This window comes from Symbiobacterium ostreiconchae (assembly GCF_055396975.1).
Window position 1 is genome coordinate 493,197 of sequence record NZ_AP042454.1, and the last position, 21,230, is coordinate 514,426.

General features: G+C 67.2%; 18 protein-coding genes. 6 read left to right on the forward strand and 12 right to left on the reverse strand.

All coding sequences use genetic code 11. The features are described from left to right. Positions 1–25: 25 nt before the first annotated feature. Positions 26–1,288, reverse strand: a complete 1,263-nt coding sequence (locus tag ACZ5UM_RS02285) for an FtsW/RodA/SpoVE family cell cycle protein (RefSeq protein ID WP_464846762.1) — start codon at positions 1,286–1,288, stop codon at positions 26–28. A 615-nt stretch (positions 1,289–1,903) separates the two neighbouring features. On the opposite strand from ACZ5UM_RS02285, the gene ACZ5UM_RS02290 reads away from it, so the two are divergent. The 5 genes from ACZ5UM_RS02290 to ACZ5UM_RS02310 all read left to right on the forward strand — a co-directional run bounded on the left by ACZ5UM_RS02290 (position 1,904) and on the right by ACZ5UM_RS02310 (position 7,943). Further along, positions 1,904–2,518: a DUF6431 domain-containing protein gene (locus ACZ5UM_RS02290; protein WP_464846763.1), complete on the forward strand. Its 615-nt coding sequence runs from the start codon at positions 1,904–1,906 to the stop codon at positions 2,516–2,518. Between the two features lie 80 nt (positions 2,519–2,598). Beyond that, positions 2,599–3,987 carry a transposase gene (locus ACZ5UM_RS02295; protein WP_464846764.1) on the forward strand — a complete coding sequence of 463 codons (1,389 nt, stop codon included), beginning with the start codon at positions 2,599–2,601 and terminating at the stop codon, positions 3,985–3,987. 114 nt (positions 3,988–4,101) lie between these two features. After that, positions 4,102–4,824 (forward strand): ExeA family protein, encoded by a 723-nt coding sequence (locus ACZ5UM_RS02300; protein WP_464846765.1) that lies wholly within the window; start codon positions 4,102–4,104, stop codon positions 4,822–4,824. Between the two features lie 717 nt (positions 4,825–5,541). Next, positions 5,542–7,152 (forward strand): transposase, encoded by a 1,611-nt coding sequence (locus tag ACZ5UM_RS02305; RefSeq protein ID WP_464846756.1) that lies wholly within the window; start codon positions 5,542–5,544, stop codon positions 7,150–7,152. Between the two features lie 281 nt (positions 7,153–7,433). After that, on the forward strand, positions 7,434–7,943 hold the full coding sequence (locus tag ACZ5UM_RS02310; protein ID WP_209468312.1) for a hypothetical protein: 510 nt from the start codon (positions 7,434–7,436) through the stop codon (positions 7,941–7,943). Between the two features lie 2,105 nt (positions 7,944–10,048). Here the strand turns inward: ACZ5UM_RS02310 and murA are convergent. Next, positions 10,049–11,320 (reverse strand): UDP-N-acetylglucosamine 1-carboxyvinyltransferase, encoded by a 1,272-nt coding sequence (gene murA, locus ACZ5UM_RS02315; RefSeq protein ID WP_464846766.1) that lies wholly within the window; start codon positions 11,318–11,320, stop codon positions 10,049–10,051. 167 nt (positions 11,321–11,487) lie between these two features. After that, positions 11,488–12,948, reverse strand: coding sequence for an IMP dehydrogenase (guaB, locus tag ACZ5UM_RS02320; protein ID WP_464846767.1), 1,461 nt, complete (start codon positions 12,946–12,948; stop codon positions 11,488–11,490). Between the two features lie 157 nt (positions 12,949–13,105). Here guaB and ACZ5UM_RS02325 point away from each other — a divergent pair, with 157 nt between their 5' ends. Beyond that, complete coding sequence (locus ACZ5UM_RS02325; RefSeq protein WP_464846768.1) at positions 13,106–13,726, forward strand: uracil-DNA glycosylase; 621 nt, start codon at positions 13,106–13,108, stop codon at positions 13,724–13,726. Here ACZ5UM_RS02325 and murC read toward each other — a convergent pair. The 9 genes from murC to ACZ5UM_RS02370 all read right to left on the reverse strand — a co-directional run bounded on the left by murC (position 13,671) and on the right by ACZ5UM_RS02370 (position 20,668). Continuing rightward, positions 13,671–15,119 carry a UDP-N-acetylmuramate--L-alanine ligase gene (gene murC, locus ACZ5UM_RS02330; protein ID WP_464846769.1) on the reverse strand — a complete coding sequence of 483 codons (1,449 nt, stop codon included), beginning with the start codon at positions 15,117–15,119 and terminating at the stop codon, positions 13,671–13,673. The genes ACZ5UM_RS02325 and murC overlap by 56 nt on opposite strands. Positions 15,120–15,149: 30 nt before the next feature. Further along, on the reverse strand, positions 15,150–16,049 hold the full coding sequence (locus ACZ5UM_RS02335) for a phosphatase PAP2 family protein (RefSeq protein ID WP_464848257.1): 900 nt from the start codon (positions 16,047–16,049) through the stop codon (positions 15,150–15,152). Positions 16,050–16,102: 53 nt separating this feature from the next. Beyond that, positions 16,103–16,600, reverse strand: coding sequence for an acyltransferase (locus ACZ5UM_RS02340; RefSeq protein ID WP_464846770.1), 498 nt, complete (start codon positions 16,598–16,600; stop codon positions 16,103–16,105). A gap of 14 nt (positions 16,601–16,614) precedes the next feature. Continuing rightward, positions 16,615–17,631, reverse strand: coding sequence for a tRNA (adenosine(37)-N6)-threonylcarbamoyltransferase complex transferase subunit TsaD (gene tsaD / locus ACZ5UM_RS02345; protein WP_464846771.1), 1,017 nt, complete (start codon positions 17,629–17,631; stop codon positions 16,615–16,617). Positions 17,632–17,636: 5 nt separating this feature from the next. Next, positions 17,637–18,095: a ribonuclease HI gene (rnhA, locus tag ACZ5UM_RS02350; protein ID WP_464846772.1), complete on the reverse strand. Its 459-nt coding sequence runs from the start codon at positions 18,093–18,095 to the stop codon at positions 17,637–17,639. 2 nt (positions 18,096–18,097) lie between these two features. Next, entirely contained in the window at positions 18,098–18,571 is a 474-nt protein-coding gene (rimI, locus tag ACZ5UM_RS02355) for a ribosomal protein S18-alanine N-acetyltransferase (RefSeq protein ID WP_464846773.1), read from the reverse strand. Further along, positions 18,538–19,299 carry a tRNA (adenosine(37)-N6)-threonylcarbamoyltransferase complex dimerization subunit type 1 TsaB gene (gene tsaB / locus ACZ5UM_RS02360; protein ID WP_464846774.1) on the reverse strand — a complete coding sequence of 254 codons (762 nt, stop codon included), beginning with the start codon at positions 19,297–19,299 and terminating at the stop codon, positions 18,538–18,540. The genes rimI and tsaB overlap by 34 nt, the downstream gene beginning before the upstream one ends. Further along, entirely contained in the window at positions 19,280–19,753 is a 474-nt protein-coding gene (gene tsaE, locus ACZ5UM_RS02365) for a tRNA (adenosine(37)-N6)-threonylcarbamoyltransferase complex ATPase subunit type 1 TsaE (RefSeq protein WP_464846775.1), read from the reverse strand. Before tsaE ends, tsaB begins: the two co-directional genes overlap by 20 nt. Before the next feature lie 141 nt (positions 19,754–19,894). Next, positions 19,895–20,668 (reverse strand): enoyl-ACP reductase FabI, encoded by a 774-nt coding sequence (locus ACZ5UM_RS02370; protein WP_464848258.1) that lies wholly within the window; start codon positions 20,666–20,668, stop codon positions 19,895–19,897. Positions 20,669–21,230 lie beyond the last annotated feature (562 nt).

Consider the following 21,230-nt stretch of genomic DNA (forward strand, 5'->3'; position numbering starts at 1 on the left):
GCCCCGGCTCGCCGGCGGCAGCCGCTTACCCCCGGCGGGGCGACCGCTTCCGCGGGCGGCGCGGCTCCTGTGCGCCCGCCCGAACCGGCCGCAAAGCGCCAACCCCGGCCGGACCCTGTGTACCCGCCTCGGCCGGCGGCTGCGTGCGCGGCTCCGCCGGCGGCAGCCGGCTGATGGAGAGCAGCAGGCCCGTGGCAATCATCAGCGCCAGCAGCGAGGAGCCGCCCGACGAGAGGAAGGGCAGCGGAATGCCGGTGTTCGGCAGGGTTCCGGTGACGACGCCCACGTTGAGCACCGCCTGGCCGGCCACCCAGGTGGTCACCCCTGCCGCCAGGAGCATGCTGTAGCGGTCCGGCGCCCGGAGGGCGATGGAAAAGCCCCGCCAGGCAAACAGGAGGAACAGCAGGATGACGAAGATCCCGCCGACCAGGCCCAGCTCCTCCACGATGACGGCGAAGATGAAATCCGTCTCCGCCTCGGGGAGCCGGTTGTCCAGCTTCTGCAGCGACTGGCCCAGGCCGACGCCCCACAGGCCGCCCCGTGCCATGGCCGTCCAGGACTGAATGACCTGATGGCCGATGGTGTCCTCGAAGGCCCACGGGTTGCGCCAGGCGAGCAGGCGGTCCTGCTGATGCTTCTTGGTCTGGGCCAGCAGATAGACGCCGCCGAGGGCCAGGCCGCACAGGCCGGACACCCCCAGCCAGTGGACCCGCGCCACCCACAGCATGCAGATCGCAATGCCGCCGAGGACAGCAGCAGTGCCCAGGTCGGGCTCTTCGTAAATGAGGTACGCCAGAACGCCCATCACGCCCAGGTAGACGATCCAGTCCATCGGGCGCAGGCGCTTTCCGTTCCGATCGAGAAAACGGGCCGCGAACAGGATGAAGGCCAGCTTCGCGAACTCGGACGGCTGGATGCTGACCGGCCCCAGGTCGAGCCACCGGGTGGCGCCCAGCCGACTGATCGCCCAGGGGTTGCCCGGGACCAGCAGACTTGCCAGGGCCAGCGCGGCGCCGAGGAGCAGCACGGGCGTCAGCCTGCGCCACCACGACAGCGGCACCATCATGCCGAGCAACAGGCCGGCGAGGCCCGTCCCGAACTGCAGCCCCAGCTCGCGCACCACCTCGTAGGGCGCGCTCTCGTGGAGGGTGGCGCTGTAGATCATGATGAGGCCCAGGCTAACGAGCCCGGCCAGTGCGACGATGAGCAGTCCGTCGGGCAGGCCCAGCACAGGCGGGCGGACCGCCGGTGCGGGCGGACGCCGGGCAGAGGGAACCGTACGTGCCACCAGCCTCCCCCCTATACCTTACATAAATTAGGCGGAAAGCTGCCGTTCCCTGCCGCCTTCGCCCAACTCCCCCCCATTGAGCGGTGAGTCGTGGGCAGTGGGCTGTGAGTGAGCAGTGGGCTGTGGGCCGTGAGTGCCTGAGACCGTGAGCAGTGAGCGGCGGGCTGTGAGCGAGCAGCGGGCTGTGGGCCGTGAGTGCCTGAGACCGTGAGCAGTGAGCGGCGGGCTGTGAGCGAGCAGTGGGCTGTGGGCCGTGAGTGCCTGAGACCGTGAGCAGTGAGCGGCGGGCTGTGAGCGAGCAGCGGGCTGTGGGCCGTGAGTGCCTGAGACCGTGAGCAGTGAGCAGCGGGCTGTGAGTGAGCAGCGGGCTGTGGGCCGTGAGTGCCTGAGACCGTGAGCAGTGAGCGGCGGGTGTTGTTGCCCAGATTATTTGTCAACATGTGCTGAGCATGGTGCGCTTGTGTAGGACAGAGAATATTGAAGATAGAATCATCAGGAGAGGGGCTGTCCTCTCCGTTTTGGTACGACAGGGTACAAATATGAGAGCCTGCCCAGGCCTGTGACTTGGCGGTCCACCTGGGCAGGCTCTCCCCACAGGGCGGAGTGCACCTGTGTATGTGTATCTTACTTCCCCTGGGTCAGAACGTCCAGACCTATCTTCGCAAATATGGCACTTGCGGGCCGGACCTGCCCCTGCACTGCCCAGGCTGCGGTGGTCGAATGCGGCGGCATGGGCGGTACTGGCGCTGGGTCTTTACTGCGCACCAGAAGGCGTACATCCCGATTTACCGCTGGTGGTGCCCAGGGTGCCGTAAGACGTGCGCCATCTTGCCTGACTTTCTGAAACCGTACGCCGGATTCATCACGCTGGTGCGAGAAGCCGTGGTTCGCGGGCGGGTGCGGCGGGGGCTGCCCTGGAGCACCCTGGCCCGGCGACTGAGCAGCCCGACGGTCAGCTGGCTCTCGGAGAAGACGCTCAGACGCTGGCTTGTCAGGGCGAGAGCGCTGGCCGGAGAGTGGAGCCAGTACCTTGCCGAACGGGTTCTGCGCTTCTGGCCGGACACAGACCTCGATGCCCTCACCCCCCGGCGGGAAGGTCCGGACGCCACGCTCCACTTCCTGCTGGATGTGGGGGACTGGTACCGCCGTCAGATGGGGCGGCGGCCGGAGGAACACGGCGGAGTGTTTGCTGCGCTGAACCGGCTGGGTGAAGGCACGGCTTCCCTCTAGCACACCACAGAGTCTGTCCGTCGCCTTCCCGCAGGCTGGCGTGCCACAATGGCGCCAACCTGGCAAGGGAGGGACTCACCATGGACGAACAGCAGCGCGACGAGATTGCCGCTTTTCGGTGGCAGCTCATCGCACCGGTTGTGGCGGAGGATGTGACCCGGCTCGAACGGCGGCGGATTCTGCAGCAAATCGCCCGCCAGCACCACCAGATTCCGCACAGCGACAAGACCCGGGTCAGCGTTCGCACCTTGGAGCGTTGGATCGCCGCCTACCGGCAGGCCGGCTTCGACGGGCTGAAACCCAAGGTGCGGGACGACGCCCGCAAGGGCCGTGTCATCACACCGGAGATTCTGGAGCACGCCATCGCTGCCAGGCGGGAAGTGCCGGAGCGCAGCGTGCAGCAGATCATTGACACCCTGGAGAAGGCCGGCGTAGTTCCACCGGGGCTGCTCCGGCGATCCACCCTGTCGCAGCATCTGGTGCGGGCGGGCTACAGCCGCAAGGCTATGCTCAGCCGCAAGCGCAGGGCGACCTTCCGGCGCTTTGAAGCGGCCCACCGCAACGACTGCTGGCAGGGCGACGTGTGTCATCTCCTGAACCTGCCGCATCCGGACAGGCCCGACAAGACCCGCAAGGTCTACCTCATCGCCTTCATCGACGACTACAGCCGCATCGTCTACGGGCAGATGTACTGGGAGGAGAAACTGCCCCGCCTGGAGGACTGCCTGAAACGCACCATCCTGCGCTACGGTCTCCCCCGGCGTATCTACGTGGACAACGGGGCGATCTATTCCGCCCGGCACCTGGCGCGCATCAGCGGCCGGCTGGGCATCCGCCTCACCCATTCCCGGCCCTATCGACCGCAGGGGCGAGGGAAGATCGAGCGTTTCTTCCTTACCGTACAGAAGAGCTTTCTGCCGGAGGCACAGCAACTCATCGCCGCCGGCCAGCTTGCGACCCTGGAGCAGCTCAACGAGCTGTTCTGGGCCTGGCTGGAGGTGGCGTACCACAACCGGGTGCACGGCGTGACCAAGCAGACGCCGCGGCAGCGGTTTGAGGGCGACACGGAGCCGCTGCGGCGAATTGACCCCAGTGCACTCCGTGAGGTCTTCCTCTGGGAGGAGGAGCGTGTGGTGGACCAGACGGGCTGCTTTTCGCTCTACCGCAACCAATACGAGGTCGACCCGGCCCTGGCCCGCCGGAAGGTCACGCTTCGCTACGACCCGTACGACCTCAGCCAGATCCAGGTCTGGCACGAGGGGAAGCGCTTTGCCGACGCGGTCCCGCTAAAGCTGCACCGTACCCGGCACCGGTCGGTATCCCCCGCACCCGAACCAGCTGCAGCAGCACCCAAGACCGGCCTGAACTTCCTCACGCTGGCCAAGAAGCAGCATGACACCGAACGGCGGAGGCGGCTGGGTGAGACCGCCTACACCCGGCTGACGCAGCCGAAGGGGGGCCAGAACTGAGTGCTGGCCGAGTTCTTTGGCTTTCGCGTCCTGCCCTTCAGCAAGGAGATCCCGACCACCGACCTGTTTCCGTGTGCACAGCACCAGGAGCTGCTGGCCAGGCTCTAGTACTGCGTGCGCCACCGGGCGTTCGGCCTCATCACCGGTGAGGTGGGATCCGGCAAGACCACTGCGATCCGTACCCTCTACGACCTGCTGGATCGCAGCCGGAATCCGTTTGTCTACATTGCCGACTCCAAGCTCACGCCCACGGCCTTTTACCGCGACGTGCTCACCCAGCTCGGTGTCGCCGCACCCTACCACTTCCTGAGCCGAGAGGCCCGCCGGCTGTTTGAGCAGACCATCCTGGACGGCTACCGGCTGCACGGGCTGCAGCCCGTCATCGTCTTGGACGAGGCCCATCTGCTGCCGCACGCCATGCTGCAGGAAGTGCGGTTCCTGCTCAACTTCCACCTGGATTCGGCCTGTCCCATGACCTTTCTGCTGGTGGGCCAGTCCGAACTGCGCGGCATACTCCGCCTGCGCACCTTCGAAGCCATCGCCCAGCGCGTTCAGGTGCGGTACCATCTGGGGCCGCTGAGCGAGGAAGAGAGCGTCGCCTACATTCGGCACCACCTGCGCAGGGCGGGCGTCGACCACGACATCTTCTCGGAACAGGCGCTGCAGAAGATCGCCGCCGAGTCCCGCGGGCTTCCCCGGGTCATTAACACACTCTGCACCAATTGCCTGCTGGACGCCTGCTCCCGTGAACAGCGCTTTGTGGACGAGGCCAATGTCGACCGGGTTCTCTTTGAGTTGCAGGATCTGCAGACCGCCAAGGGCAGCAGCCCGTGGTAATGGGGGGATGACTCGTGCTGGCCTCACTGCGAGCGACCGTGCTGCCTCAGTTTACGGTTGAGGTCTACTTCGATTGTGAGCCGGACTGCCGGACGCACCCACGTTACGTACTCGTGCTCCGGGATGGAACGGCTGGTGCCGTCGAGCTGGAGTTCGCCAGCGCCCGAGATCTTCGTGCATTCCTCACCAGGAGCCGCCAGGCACTCACGGAGTGCCGCAGGACGGCACGGATTCACCGCAGCCCAAGAAAACGAGTCGCATCCGGAACTGTACAAGCTACACTGTTCTAGGCTCAGCAGGGGCGGCCGGCTGGCCGGCCGCCCCCGATCCTGGCGACAAACCAACGCGTCAGTTGACGAACGACACTGTCGCCAGTCAAGTCACTGCCAAATAGCGCGGGCAACAACATGAGTCCACGACATCACTCAGGAAGTAAGCGAAATGGTCATGCGGAAGCCAGTCCTGCAGGGCAGGGGGCAGCAGCAACAGCTGATTGGGCTCATACGGTCGATACGTCTTCTTGCTCATGCTGAAGACATTGGACACCGAACCCTTTTGCTCCTACAGAACTGGCTTACTCAGACAGGCTCCTAGCTCAAGTTTCGCGTGAATAACCCGCACTCCGTACAATGGAAACCCATTGAAAAAGCATCAGTCAGAACCAATGATACATGGTGGGAGTTGCCCCTCGTAAACCACCATGTGGAGGTTCGACTGATGCAGTCTCATGGTACGACGCCCGAAGTCACTGCGCAAGCCATCAAATCCACCACCCGGCATGGTTTTCTTGTCGCTCTTGGTTGGGTAGCTCAAAGGCTCAACCTGGTTGAGATCCTGAATCGGCACCTGCGCATCAAGCAGAAGACCTACGCCCACACGCCGGTTGACAAGGTGGTCGAGGCGTTGGTTGCCATTCTCGGCAACTGTCGCTACATGAAGGATCTCAACTTCGACCCTGAGCCGCTGGTTGCCGATCCTGCCGTAGCTCAAGCCTGGGGGCAGGAACGCTTTGCTCACTTTTCCACCGTCTGTGCGACCTTCAGCAAGCTGACGGAGGAGAACGTTCAGCAGCTTTCCGACGCACTCGCTGAGATCCAGGCCCCGCTGCTTCAGCAGGAGGTGGCTGCCGTAGCAGGTCCAGACCGCTCCGGAATGGTCATCGTCGACATTGACCTCACCGGCCAGAAGGTTCGGGGCGAGACCAGGCAGTACACCGGTACCGACTTCGGCTACATCCAGGGGAAGTTGGCCCGAGGCTATCAGATCGCAGCCGCCTTCCTCAGCGGGAAGCAGCAGCGCTTTGCCATCGACGGCCTTCTCAAGTCCGGCAAGGCCAACAGCCGTTCCGGCGCCTGCCTGCTCGAACTGATTCCCAGGATCGAAGCCCGGATTGGTCGTCCCCTGCGGCGAGTCGAATGGGTCGAGGCATGCCTGGCTCAGCAGAAGGCTCGGGTCAGGCAGCTGTATCAGCAACTGCAGACGGTATCAGGCAAGGGCAGCGCCCGCCGGAAGCAGAAGCTGCAGCGTGAGTTCCAGGAGGAGGTTCAGCACCTCCGTGAAGTGAACCAGCGACTCCGGCAGTACCGGCAGGAGAATCGGACGAACCTGGCTCCCCTCCGTATTCTGCTGCGAGCCGACAGCGCCTTTGGCACGCCGGAAGTGATCCAGCGCCTGCTGGAACTGGGGTATGAGTTCACCATCAAGTCCTACTCCGGGAGCAACGTCGCCTACAAGCACCTCTTCGACGCTGTACCGGCAGAGAACTGGGTTGAAGTCGAGAAGAACCGGTTTGCCTCCGAAGCCGTTACCGTACCTGGCCCCACTTTGCTCGCACCGTATCCGGTGCGACTGGTCGCCATGCGCCGCTGGGACGCCGATGGCCGGGAGGTCCGCAGCGTCATCCTGACTACGCTCCAGCCTGAGGAGCTCACCACGACAGAGGTCGTCAAGCTCTACCATGGACGGCAGACCATCGAAGCCGGGTTCCAGGAGTGGAAGGGAACGTTCCACTTTGGTACTCCTCGGATGCGGAAGTATGAGGCCAACGCCGCCTTCACGCAGCTGGTCTTGTTCGCCTTCAACCTGGTGCGCTGGGCTTGGCGGTTTCTGAGCACGAACTCGCCCAAACTGGCCGAGGCGGGGAGTCGACTCTTGGTACGAGTAGCGGCCCGGTGCCGAGCAACCATTCGGTGCCTCGGCGACACGCTGCGGTTGGTGTTCAGCCGGGGTACTCCCCTGGCTGGAGCTGAGATTACCCTGAACCGGGCCACTCCCTACCCATACGCCCTTTTAACACCACGAATGTCGAGTTGTTCGCGTGAAACTTGAGCTAGGAGATCGCCAGTGGCATCGAGGACTGCAACCGGACGACGCAGTACGTGGAACCATACAACGGGAGCCTGGCGAAGTGTTCCTCCGCCTCGCGGACGGGGACCGTGCAACTCCCACTGAAGTCCGGGTGGGCCTGAACCATGTCGGCCGCGGTCAAGTCCCTCTACGGCGTGAGAGCGAGTACGCCATCGATACCGGGTTGCGGAAATGAGCGAAAATGGTATACTAACCTGACGATAGAGTTCCTACGAAGATGGGCAGGGTGGTTGATGTCCAGCATGAGGCGAACGATTCTGTTGTTGGTGGTATCTGCTCTCTTGGTGGGCTGCAGCGCTCGGGCCAACCTAACGCAACTTCCGGACGCGGTCACATTTACACCGATTACGGAGGCGACCGACTTCAACATAGATGCGGAACTGGTCCTGCAGCCTCATCCTGAACTGCCCAATAGTTGGCAGGGAAGCATGACCTTCAGGTTCGTATCCTTAGTAGATGAAGATCTCCACAACGTGAGGGTCGCCATTTTCTATCCCGAACAGATGGTCGAAGTGTTGCTCATTCCGGAGGAGACTTTGGTCCTTCCTCCCAGTGGCCGCCGCTTTGATGTGACTCCGGAACGACCCGAGTGGCGGTTCACACATACTGTAGCTGCATTCGACTGGGAGCAGCTAGGCGAAGTGAAGGCTGCCATCTTGAACCCAATCCGGCTACGCATCGTCTGGGACGGCGCCGAGCGGTTCCTTGAGATCCCGCCGTCGGAGATTGCAGTTCGCGAACCAAACGGGTGAGAGACTGATCAGAAAGCCCCCTGAGGGAGTGTAGAGTCGACGAGGTAGGGAGCTAGGCCCCCTACCTCGTCGCTTGTGTGCAAATAGCCTAGACGCCAACGGTGCTCCCACCTACCGTGTCAACGGCAACGTGGATTTGGGTCTTCGCCAAGTTTGCTCAGCAGGGGCGACCGGCTTGCCGGTCGCCCCCGATCCTGGCGACAAACCAACGCGTCAGTTGACGAACGACACTGTCGCCAGTCAAGTCACTGCCAAATAGCGCGGGCAACAACAGCGGGCTGTGAGCGAGCAGTGGGCTGTGGGCCGTGAGTGCCTGAGACCGTGAGCAGTGAGCAGTGGGCTGTAAGCGAACAGTGGGCTGTGGGCCGTGAGTGCCTGAGGCCGTGAGCAGTGAGCAGTGAGCAGTGGGCAGGGGACAGGGGGCAAGGGCGCAGGGGGCAGTAAGCGGTGGGCTGTGAGCCGTCGGCTGTAAGCTGCCGGCTGTGGGCCGTCGGCTGTGGGCTGTAGGCTGCCGGCTGCGCAGTGGGCTGTATGCGATGCTGGTGATCGGTGGGAGGGCGTGTTGGGGACCCGGTTCGCGCGGGGCAAGCCCTGTGGCGGGAGTAGTTCCGGGGTCTTGGTCTGTGCGGGTTGAGCACCGTGACGGGAGTCGTCTCGGGGTCTCGGTTCGTGCGGGACCAGCCCGGTGGCGGGAGACGTCTCGGGATCCCGGTTCGTCCGGGACCAGCCCGGTGGCGGGAGGCGTCTCGGGGTCCCGGTTCGTGTGGGACGAGCCCGGTGGCGGGAGACGTCTCGGGATCCCGGTTCGTGCGGGACCAGCCCGGTGGCGGAAGGCGTCTCGGGGTCCCGGTTCGTGTGGGACGAGCCCGGTGGCGGGAGGCGTCTCGGGATCCCGGTTCGTGCGGGACGAGCCCGGTGGCGGGAGGCGTCCCGGGATCCCGGTTCGTGCGGGACCAGCCCAGTGGGGGGAGGCGTCTCGGGATCCCGGTTCGTGCGGGACCAGCCCGGTGGCGGGAGGCGTCCCGGGATCCCGGTTCGTGCGGGACCAGCCCGGTGGCAGGAGGCGTCTTGGGGTCCCGGTTCGTGCGGGACCAGCCCGGTGGCGGGAGGCGTCTCGGGATCCCGGTTCGTGCGGGTTGAGCACGGTGACGGGCGCCGGGCGCGGAGACGCTGACCGTGAACCGCGGGCCCCAGGGTCCGGTCGCGCGCTCAGCGGTGGGGCCATGCGTGCCTCACGGCCAGCCCCACCGCTGAGAACTCCCTCGTTCTTCCTTCGACTGATGCGAACCTGCTTCAGGATCGCCAGCGGCACACCACTGCCAACAGTGTCAAGCCGGCACAGCGCCCGTAACCGCAGTCCTCGCCGTTTCCCCGTGCCCTTCTTGCGGGGCGGGATCGTGCCACCGCCAGCCGCTTCGCCGAAACCGTGCACCGCTCACCTTCCGCCGCCCACGGTTCACGGTCGCTGCTCACGCCCCGGCGAACGCCGCGCAGGGCCACTGCTCACGGCTCAAGGCGCATCGTCCACAACCGCCCATGCTCATGGCTCACGGCACATCGCTCACAGCCAACCGCTCACGGCTCAAGGCGCATCGTCCACAACCGCCCATGCTCATGGCTCACGGCACATCGCTCACAGCCACCCGCTCACGGCTCAAGGCGCATCGCCCACAACCGCCCATGCTCACGGCTCACAGCACATCGCTCACAGCCAACCGCTCACGGCTCAAGGGGCATCGATCATAACCGCCCATGCTCACGGCTCACAGCACATCGCTCACAGCGAACCGCTCACGGCTCAAGGCGCATCGCCCACAACCGCCCATGCTCATGGCTCACGGCACATCGCTCACAGCCAACCGCTCACGGCTCAAGGCGCATCGCCCACAGCCGCCCATGCTCACCGCTCACGGCACATCGCTCACAGCCACCCGCTCACGGCTCAAGGTGCATCGCCCACAGCCGCCCATGCTCACGGCTCACGGCACATCGCTCACAGCCAACCGCTCACGGCTCAAGGCGCATCGCCCACAGCCGCCCATGCTCACGGCTCACGGCACACCGCAACAACCGGCCACCGGCCCGCAACTCATCGCTCGCCGAGACTATTCGCCGTTGCCGTCGTCCACCCGCCGGATGTCGGCGCCGAGCGCGGCCAGCTTCTCCTCCATGCGGGCGTAGCCCCGGTCGATGTACCGCACCCCGGACACCTCGGTGACACCCTCCGCCGCCAGGGCCGCGGTGACCAGCGCGGCGCCGCCCCGGATGTCCCGGGCCTCCACCGGCGCGCCGGTGTACCGGGGGACGCCCCGGATGATGCCGGTGTTGCGGTCCACCTTGATCTTCGCGCCCATGCGGATCAGCTCGTTGGTGAAGCCGAACCGGTTCTCGAAGATCGTCTCGTGCACCACCGCGATGCCGTCCGCCAGGCCCATCAGCGCGACCCAGGGCGACTGCAGGTCGGTGGGAAACCCCGGGTAAACCTGGGTTTCCACATCCACTGCGCGGATGGGGCGGGCCCGCACCCGAACGGCGTCGCCGTGCTCCTCCACCTCCTGCCCGGCCTCGACCAGCTTGGCGATGACCGTGCCCAGGTGCTCGGGGATGACGTTCTCCACCCAGACCTCGCCGCCGGCGGCGGCGGTCATCAGCATGTACGTGCCCGCTTCGATGCGGTCGGGGATGATCTCATGGCGCGCCCCGCGCAGCCGGTCCACCCCTTCAATGCGCACCGTGTTGGTGCCCGCTCCCCGCACCCGGCCGCCCATGGCGTTGATGAAGTTGGCCAGGTCCACGATCTCGGGCTCGCAGGCGGCGTTCTCCAACACCGTGACGCCGGGGGTCAGCGCCGCCGTGATCATCATGTTCACGGTCGTGCCGAAGCTGGCCCGGTCCACGTAGAAGCGGTTCCCCTGCAGGTTCACCTTCTGGCTGACCATCGCCCCGTGTTCCACCACCACCTCGGCGCCGAGGGCCCGGAAGCCCTTCAGGTGAAAGTCAACCGGGCGCGCCCCGATCTCGCACCCTCCCGGGCAGGCGACCTCGCCCCTGCCCAGGCGCGCGAGCAGGAGCCCCATCACGTAGGTGGAGCCCCTGAGCCGGCGGGCCAGGTGGTAAGGCGCGACGTGGTTCTCCAGCTGGTGGGCCTGGATGCGCAGGGTGGTCTCCGCCACCCGCTCCACGCGGCACCCCAGCGCACGCAGGATCTCACAGAGATGTTGTATATCAGAGTTATCAGGTACGTTCTCCAGGATGGACTCGCCCTCGGCGGCCAGGGCGGCAGCCGTGACGATGGGCAGGGCGCTGTTCTTGGCACCGCCGATGGTGACAGTGCCGGAGAGCCGGTTGCCGCCGCGGACGACGAACTTCGCTGCCAATAGCGGTCTCCCCTCGTACAATGCGCGTTGCATTCTAGTATGCGCTGACTCAGCCCTCAGCAGGTCATACGTAGTCACTTTAGCAGAAAGCTGGACCCTCGTCCACAACGCCCCCGCATTTCCCAAGTATAGGGCCCGGGCACCTGTGCCCGGGCCACGCCTCTCCTCTACGAAACGCTGTAGTTGGGGGCTTCCTTCGTGATCATCACGTCGTGCGGGTGGCTCTCCCGCAGGCCTGCGGCGGTGATGCGGCAGAACTTGCCGTTCTTGCGCAGGTCCTCGATGGTGGGGGTGCCGCAGTAGCCCATGCCGGCCCGGAGCCCGCCCACCAGCTGGAACACCATCTCCGCCAGCGGCCCGCGGTACGGCACCCGGCCCTCGATGCCCTCCGGCACGAGCTTGGGCGCATCCTGCTGGAAGTACCGGTCGCCCGAGCCCTCCTTCATGGCGCCCAGGGAGCCCATGCCGCGGTAGACCTTGAAGGAGCGGCCCTGGTAGATCTCCATCTCGCCCGGCGACTCGTCGGTGCCGGCGAACAGCGAGCCGATCATGACCGCCGACGCGCCGGCCGCGATGGCCTTGGTGATGTCGCCCGAGAACTTGATGCCGCCGTCGGCGATGATGGGCACGCCGTACTCGTCCGCGGCCCGGGCCGATTCGTAGATCGCCGTGACCTGCGGGACGCCGATGCCGGCCACCACCCGGGTGGTGCAGATCGAGCCCGGCCCGATGCCTACCTTCACCGCGTCGGCCCCCGCTTCGATCAGGTCGCGGGTGCCCTCATAGGTGGCCACGTTGCCGGCGATCACCTGCACGTTCGGGAAGTTGGCCTTCAGCTTCTTCAGCGCCTCGATGATGCCCTTGGAGTGGCCGTGGGCCGAGTCCAGCACCAGGACGTCCACGCCCGCGTCGGCCAGGGCGCCGGCCCGCTCCAGCAGGTCGTCCGACACGCCCACCGCCGCGCCGCACAAGAGCCGGCCGCGCTCGTCCTTGGCCGAGTTGGGGTACTTCTTGGCCTTCTCAATGTCCTTGATGGTGATGAGCCCCTTCAGCACCCCATGCTCGTCCACCAGCGGCAGCTTCTCCACCTTGGCGTGGCGCAGGATATCCTTGGCCTCCTCCAGGGTGGTGCCCACCGGCGCGGTGATCAGGTTCTCCCGGGTCATTACGTTGGCGACGGGCTGGTCCCAGTTGTCCTCAAACCGCAGGTCGCGGTTGGTGAGGATGCCCACCAGCCTGTGCGTGCCCCGCTCCACCACCGGGGTGCCGGAGATGCGGTAGCGGGCCATGAGCTGCAGGGCCACCTCGATCATGTCATCGGGGTGCACGAAGACAGGGTCGACGATGATCCCGTGCTCGGAACGCTTGACCTTGTCGACCTCCTCGGCCTGCCGCTCGATCGACATCGACTTGTGCACGATGCCGATGCCGCCCTCCCGGGCCATGGCGATGGCCATGCGGGCCTCCGTCACCGTGTCCATGGCCGCGGACACCAGGGGGATGTTGAGCCGTATCTTACGCGTCAGCCGGGTTGAGACGTCGACGTCGCGTGGCAGTACCTGCGAGTGTGCCGGGACCAGCAGCACGTCATCGAATGTCAAAGCCTCCGGCCCGAACTTGTCGTTCATGATCCGACCTCCGACTGAGCCTCTTGCTCGGAATTTGAAGCATTATACCATAGCGTATATCGGTCGACAACCGCCGATCGGCGGGCTTTTCGGTGGAGGTATTGACCTGCCCGCCACCGAAACATACGGGCAAACCCCCGCATGAAGGTGGACGGAGATGATCTACACAGGCGAACCCACGGAACTCGACCGCATCCCCACCATGGAGGCCCTGGAAGAGGCCGTGAAGGGCTGCAGCCGCTGCGGACTCCGGGCCGGCTGCACGCAGGTGGTCTTCGGCGAGGGCGTCTGGCCCGCCGGGCTCATGTGCATCGGCGAGGGGCCAGGGGCTGACGAGGACCGGCTCGGGCGCCCCTTCGTCGGCCGGGCCGGCCAGCTGCTGGACCGCATCCTGGAGGTCTCCGGCTTCGACCGGAAGCGGAACTGCTATATCGCCAACATCGTCAAGTGCCGGCCGCCCGGCAACCGCGCGCCCGACCCGGCCGAGCGAGAGGCCTGCTGGCCCAACCTGCGGGCGCAGATCCGGCTCGTCCGGCCGAAGATCGTCGTCCTCCTGGGCGCCGCGGCCCTGCAGGGGATCATCGACCCGCAGGGGCGCATCACCCGCATGCGCGGCCAGTGGATCGAGCGGGAGGGCATCCACTTCATGCCCACCTACCACCCCGCGGCGCTGCTCCGGGATCCCTCGAAGAAGCGGGATGTGTGGAACGACATGAAGCAGGTCATCGCCCGCTACCGGGAGCTGGTGGACCCGAATCACTACTCGCCGTACGCGTAGGCACCCGCGCCTTCAGGGCGGCCGCCAGCTCGCGGGCGACCTTCCAGATGTCGCCGGCGCCCATGGTGAGCACCGTGTCCCCGGGGCGGACCTCCGACAGCAGGAAGCGGAGGATCTCCCCGTGCTCGGTCAGCAGCACCACCGGGCGGCCGGCGTTCTCCTCGATGCGGACAGCCAGGGCCTCGGCCGAGACGCCGGGGATCGGCCGCTCGCCGGGCGGGCTGTAGATCTTGGTCAGCACCAGGACGTCGGCATCCTGGAACGCCGTGGCGAACTCGTCCATCAGCCAGTGGGTACGGGAGTAGCGCTGCGGCTGGAAGACCGCGACGACCCGCCCTCCCCCTTGCTCCCGGGCCGCCGCCAGGGTGGCCCGGATCTCGGTGGGATGGTGGGCGTAGTCGTCCACGACGCGGATGCCCTGCACCTCCGCCCACACCTCGAACCGGCGGCGGGCGTTGCCAAAGGCCAGCAGGATCTCCTGCATCCGGGCGAAGGAGAGGCCGGCGTATGCCCCGGCCGCCAGGGCGCCCAAAGAGTTGAGCGCGTTGTGCCGCCCCGGGATCGGGAGCCGCACCTCGCCCAGAAGCTGGCTGCCCCGGACGCAGTCGTAGGCGATACCCTTCTCCCAGGGGCGGATGTTCTCCGCGCGCCAGTCGGCCTCCGGACCCGTGCCGTAGAAGACGACCTCCGGCGCCCCCGGCTGCGCCCGGAGCTCGCGCCCGATGGCGAGGAGGGTCGGATCGTCCGCACAGAGCGCGGCGAGGCCGCCAGGCTGCACCTGGCGCAGGAACTGGCGGAAGCCCTCCTTGATGCGCTCGAACGACCCCTCCCAGAACTCCAGGTGCTCCGGCTCCACGTTGGTCACCACCGCCACCCGCGGGTGGTACCGGAGGAAGGAGCGGTCGGACTCGTCGGCCTCAGCCACCACCCACGGGCCGCGGCCGGCCTTGCCGGTGCCGCCGATGGCCTCCATCTCGCCGCCCAGCAGGACGGTGGGGTCGAGGCCCGCTTTTTCCAGCAGGAAGGCCACCATCGACGAGGTGGTGGTCTTGCCGTGCGTGCCCGCCACCGCGATGGACTGGCCGCCCAGGAACTCGGCCAGCAGCTCCGAGCGGTGCAGCACCCGGAGTCCCCGGGCTCGGGCGGCGGCCAGTTCGGGATTGTCTTCAGGAACCTGTGTCGAGTAGACGACGACATCCGCTCCGTCGATGTGTGCGGCGTCGTGGGCGCCGATGTGGACCTCCGCCCCCGCCGCGGCAAGCCGCTGCGTCCGGGCAGAGGCCGTCACGTCGGAGCCTGAAACCTCCGTGCCGCGCTGCCTCAGCACCATCGCCAGCGCGCTCATGCCGTAGCCACCGACGCCGATGAAATGCACCTTCCGGGCCTTCAGCACCCAGGCTTCCCCCTCGTGGGACGACGTTTTCTACAGGTGATGCGCCTTCTCCGCCTGTGCCGCAGGCGGGCGGGCGATGAACCGCGCGAAGATCCACGGCGCCGCCAGCGTCGAGGCCAGCGCCACCAGCCAGTAGCGCACCAGGTCGCCAACGCCGGTGTCGGGCAGCACCAGCTTCAGCCCCTCCTTCACCGCCATCACCAGCGCCAGGCCGATGACGATCTTCACCAGGTGCTGCAGCGGCGTGCCCGCGCGCGGGTCGAACCCTACGTATTCTTCCTCCAGCGCCGAACCCAGCAAGAGCCCGCCGTAGGCGCCGACGACGACCCAGGCGATCTCGTCCACCGGACCCAGGAGCGCCAGGATCCCCAGCGCTGCCCCGGGCAGCAGGAACGACAGCAGCACCCGGAGGGCGAGCCCCTGCCGCGCGCCGATCCAGAACTCGCGGCTGCGCACCATCAGCCAGAGGACGGCCAGGCCGATCGCCCATCCGCCCAGGACGTCCAGCGGCCAGTGGACGCCGATGTAGAGCCGGGAAAACCCGATGAGGAAGACAAGGACGACGGTGAACCAGGTGAACCACCGCCGCTGCAGATGGTGGGCGATGGCCCCCCAGAAGACCAGGGGGGTCTGGGCGTGGCCGCTGGGGAAGGCGTAGCCGCCGCCCGTCTCCGCCAGGATCACCCGCACCTGGCCGGGGTCAGGGCGGGGCGTCTGGAAGACCCCCTTCAGCGCGCCGTTGGACCAGAAGCCGATGACGAACACCGAGAACATGTACCGGCCGAACCGCTTGTCATACAGCCAGTAGATCAGCGGCAGGATGAGTACGTAGACGGTCTCGTGATGCAGGTTGGTGATGAACCCGAAAACGCGGTCCATCAGGGGGGACTGGATCGTCTGGATCGCCTGCAGGATCTCCACGCCCGACATGTCACCCACCCTTTCACCTGTCCTGTCATTCTATGGGACGACCGAAGCCGCGATTACTCCGCGGCCCGGAGCACCTTCGCCGGCACGCCTCCCGCCATGGCTCCCGGGGGAATGTCCCGGTTCACCAGGCTCATGGCGGAGACGGTCGCGCCGTCGCCGATGTGCACCCCCGGCAGGATGGTGCAGTTGGCTCCGACCAGCACGTCGCGCCCGATGTGCACCGGCCCGATGTAGGCCTCCTTCACCCGGAAGTCGTGGCACAGGATGACCGAGTTGTAGCCGATGACGCTGTTGTCGTCGATCCGGATCAGGTGGGGGTAGAAGATGTCGAACACGACGGCGAGGCCGATGGACACGTTGCGCCCGATCTTCGCCCCGGTCAGCCGGTAGAGCCAGCACTTCAGCGTGAGCGAGGGGGCGTACTTGGCCAGGTAGATGCAGATGAAGTTCCAGACGACCCGCAGCGGGTTCAGGAACCGGTACCAGTACTGCAGCGGGTTCAGCGGCCCGTAGTCGGGCAGCCGGGTCAGCCGTGCCTGGCGCTCTGTCACGGCGACATCCCCCCTCACCCGCCGATCCCGAGCCCCAGCCCGGGGATGGCGTTCAGATCCAGGTCGTGGCGCACGCCCGCGCGCCACAGGTAGTACCCGGCGGCGGCGATCATGGCGGCGTTGTCGGTGCAGAGCGCCGGCGGCGGGTAGCCCAGGGCGATGCCGCGGGGCTCCAGGGCCGCGCGCATCTCCTGCCGCAGCGCGCCGTTGGCGGCCACGCCCCCGGCCAGGATCACCTGCCGAACGCCCCGGTCCTGTGCCGCCTTCAGGGTCCGGTCCACCAGCACCGCGGTGACCGCCCGCTGGAACGAGGCGGCCAGGTCCGCCCGCTGCTGGTCGTTCAGCGGGCCGGTGCGCTGCACGTACTGCAGCACCGCCGTCTTCAGGCCGGAGAAGGAGAAGTCGTACGGCCCCTCGGTCTGGGCGCGGGGCAGCGGCACGGCCTCCGGGTCGCCGGACCGGGCCAGCCGCTCCACCTGCGGCCCGCCGGGGTAGCCCAGCCCCACGGAGCGGGCCACCTTGTCGAAGGCCTCCCCGGCCGCGTCGTCCAGGGTCCGGCCCAGCAGCTCCATCTGGCCGTGGCCGGCCATGTAGATGAGGTCGGTGTGGCCGCCCGAGACCACCAGGCAGACCAGCGGAAACGCCGGCTCGGGCTCCACCAGGAAGTTGGCGTAGATATGCCCCTGCAGATGGTTGACGCCGATCAGGGGCTTGTCCAGCCCGAAGGCCAGCGCCTTGGCCGCCGACAGCCCCACGAGCAGCGTGCCCACCAGGCCGGGCCCGTGGGTGACGGCGATGGCGTCGATGTCCCCGAGCCGGACGCCCGCGGTCTCCAGCGCCTCCCGGATCACGGGCAGGATCAGCTCCAGGTGCTTGCGGGAGGCGATCTCGGGAACGACGCCTCCGTACTTCCTGAACAGGTCCACCTGACTGGCGACGGTGTTGGACAGCACCCGGCGGCCGCCCGCGACCACCGCGGCGGCCGTCTCATCGCAGGAGGACTCGATGCCTAAGATCAGCCCGTCCGTCACCCGTTTCACCTCCCGGGGCGCTGCCCCTGCGTGCCGGCCAGAATGGCCGCGCGCGCCAGTTCGTCACAGCGGTTGTTCTCCACGTCGTCGGCGTGCCCCTTCACCTTCAGCCACTCCACCTGGTGAGGACGCGCGGCCTCCAGCAGCGCCTGCCAGAGATCCTGGTTCTCCACCGGCTCCTTCCTGCTGTTGACCCAGCCGTTTCGCTGCCAGGTCTCAAGCCAGTTCTGCCGGAAGGCGTTGATCAGGTAGGCGCTGTCCGAGTAGAGCTTGACCCGGCAGGGGTACTTCAGGGCCCGCAGGGCCTCGATGGCAGCCTGGATCTCCATGCGGTTGTTGGTGGTGTGAGGGTGAAAGCCGGACAGCTCCTTGCGGTGGGGGCCGCTCAGCAGCACCGCCCCCCAGCCCCCGGGCCCGGGGTTGCCGGAGCAGGCGCCGTCTGTGTAGATGATCACTTCCCGCACGGTCAGATCGCCTCCCCGACCAGCGGTTCCTTCCACATGATGATGGCGTCTTCCCCGGTGTCCGTGTAGTAGCCCCTGCGGACGGCCCCCGGCTCGGTGACGAAGCCCAGCTTCCGGTACAGCGCCTGGGCCGGCGCGTTGCCCGCCCGCACCTCCAGGGTCATCCGCGTGGCCCCGCGCCGGGCGCCGATGCGGATCAGCTCCCTGAGCAGCCGCTCGCCGATGCCCCGGCCCCGGAACTCCGGATGGACGGCGATGTTGGTGACGTGGGCGAACTCCCACAGCACGTGCATGCCGGCAAAGCCCACCACGCGGCCCTGCGCCCGCGCCACCAGGTAGACGGTGTACCGCTGCACGAGCTCGGACTCGAAGGCCTCCCGGGACCACGGGGTGAGGTAGGAAAGCCGCTCCACCTCCATCACCTGATCGAGGTCGGCCGGGGTCATGGGGTGGATCGCAATTTCCGGGACTCCCATAGGCTCTCTGCCTCGCTTTTCCGCAGATAAACGGGCGACAGCGCATCGGGGCTCACCCCGCCCCCGCGCGAGAGGAAGCTCAGCCCCAGCGCCGCGACACTGGCGGCCCGGGGCAGCAGGCTCCCGGGCGGCGCCACCCGCACGAAGGTCTCCGCGCCCGACAGGTCCGGATCACCGAGACCGAACCGGGCGGCGTGCTGCTCGGCCGCGTCGCCGCACAGGGTGACGAACTGCCAGGTGTGCCCCAGCTCGGCCCGCAGCGCCCGGACCCGCTCCACCACCTCGTCGATGTGCAGGTTCGCCGGGCCCATCCGCTCTTCCCAGGTGGCCGGATCCCGGTCGCCCGCGGCGTACACGGCCGTGAAGACCTGGTCGCGCTTCGCGTCCAGCAGAGGCACCACCAGGCCGGCCTGCGCGCCGGTGCCGTAGGCGGCAGCCGCCAGCGTGGAGACCGGGACCACGGGCCTGTCCAGCGCGAAGGCCAGCCCCTTCGCCGTGGCCAGGCCGATGCGCAGCCCGGTGAAGGAGCCCGGGCCCACGCCGACGGCGATCGCATCCAGCTCCCGCCGGTCCACCCCGGCCTCCCGCAGGGCCTGGGCGATCAGCGGCATCAGCCGGACCGAATGGGCCCGGGGCACCTGCAGCGTCAGCTCCGCACGCACCCGCCCCTCCGCCATGACCGCGACGGTGCAGGCGGCGGTGGCGGTGTCAAACGCCAAAATCCGCATGCGCCAACTCCTCCAGGAGCGGCCGGTAGCGCCCGGTGCCGGAGAGGACCAGCACCCGCTCCTGCTCGCCGCTCCCATAACTCAGTGCGATCTCCAGGACCTCGTCGGGCCAGAGCGGCCGCACCCGGTCGGCCCACTCGACGAGGTTGACGCCATGGCCGCCGAAGAAGTACTCCTCGAAGCCCAGGTCCTCCAGCTCCTCCGGATCCTCCAGCCGGTAGACGTCCCAGTGGTAGACCGGGAAGCGCCCCTCGTACTCCCACAGCAGGGTGAAGGTGGGGCTGCCGCCGGTGCGGCTGACGCCGAGGCCGGCCAGGATGCCGGTGGACAGCGCGGTCTTCCCGGCGCCCAGTTCGCCCACCAGCGCGACAAAATCGCCGGGCCTGAGCCGTTCGCCCAGCCACCGGCCCAGGGCCTGCGTTTCGGCGGGGCTCCTGCTGATCACGCGCACCATGCGTTCATCCTCCCAAGACCGATCAACACCTATTCTGGGCGTCTCTGTCCGGCAGGTCAAGCAAAAAGCCCCGGCGCGCCGCGCGCTCCGGGGCGGTGGTCCCGGTCTCCCGTCCGCGGGGTGACGGCCCCTGCCCGCCGGTCACACCCCCATGATGTGAAAGCCGTTGTCGGCGTAGATCGTCTCGCCGGTGATGCACCGCGACAGAGGAGAGGCCAGGAACAGGCCGACGTCGCCCACCTCTTCCACGGTCACGTTGCGCCTGAGCGGTGCCCGCTCCTCCACGATGTCCCGGATGGTGCTGAGCCCCTTCACCGCGCTGGCGGCCAGGGTCTTCAGCGGGCCCGCGGAGATCGCGTTCACCCGGATGTTGCTGGCCCCCAGCTCGTGGGCCAGGTAGCGCACGTTGCACTCCAGGGCGGCCTTGGCCGGCGCCATGATGTTGTATCGGTCCACCACCCGCTCGGCGGCCAGGTAGGTGAGGGTCATGATTGACCCGCCCCCGGCGGCCTCCATCAGCGGCCTGGCGGCCCGGGCGACGGCGATCAGGGACCAGGCTGAGACCTCCTGGGCGATGCGCCAGCCCTCCCGGGTGGTCTCCACGAAGTCCCGCTGCAGGTCCTCGGTCCGGGCGTAGGCGATGGAGTGGACCAGCACGTCCAGCTTCCCCCAGCGCTCGCCCAGCTCGGCGAACGCCGCCTCGATCTGCCCGTCCTCCATCACGTCGCAGGGCAGCAGCGGCATCTGCTCGTGCCCCTCCAGGGTCTGCACAAGCTCCACCAGGTTCTCCTTCAGACGGTCGTTGACATAGGTAAACGCCAGCTCCGCCCCCTCCCGGTGCAGGGCGCGGGCGATTCCCCACGCGATGGAGCGCTTGTTGGCCACGCCCATCACCAGGCACTTTCTCCCCGTCATCAGTCCCACGGCGCACCTCTCCCTCTCCCTGTATTAACACCTGGTACTAATAATAGCCTATCAGGACGAAGTTTACCATCCCCCGAGCACTCGCTGTTCGCTCGCCGTGCTCGCTGCCCGCACGCCTGTTCCTGCGGCCGGCGTGGCTGCACACGCCTTCACCGCATGGCGCAGGGCCGTGGCCCCGCCCAACTGCGGCAAATTTCCACTTCGCCCGGCCGCCAAGTGCAGATCTCCCGCAGTTCGCACCCTGCCCCGGCTCCTTCACGCCTGAACCACCCGGCGCAGGGCCAAGGCCCCGCCCAACTGCGGCAGATTTCCACTTCGCCCGGCCGCCAAGTGCAAATCTCCCGCAGTTTGCGCCCTGACCCGGCTCTTTCACGCCTCAACCACCCGGCGTAGGGCCATGGCCCCGTTCAACTGCGGCAAATCTCCACTTCGCCCGGCCGCCAAGTGCAAATCTCCCGCAGTTCGCGCCCTGCCCCGGCCCATGCATGAGAAGACGAAGCGGTGAGCTCCGGTCCACATGAGAGAGCAATGCAGAAGGGGCGGGAGTCCCCGC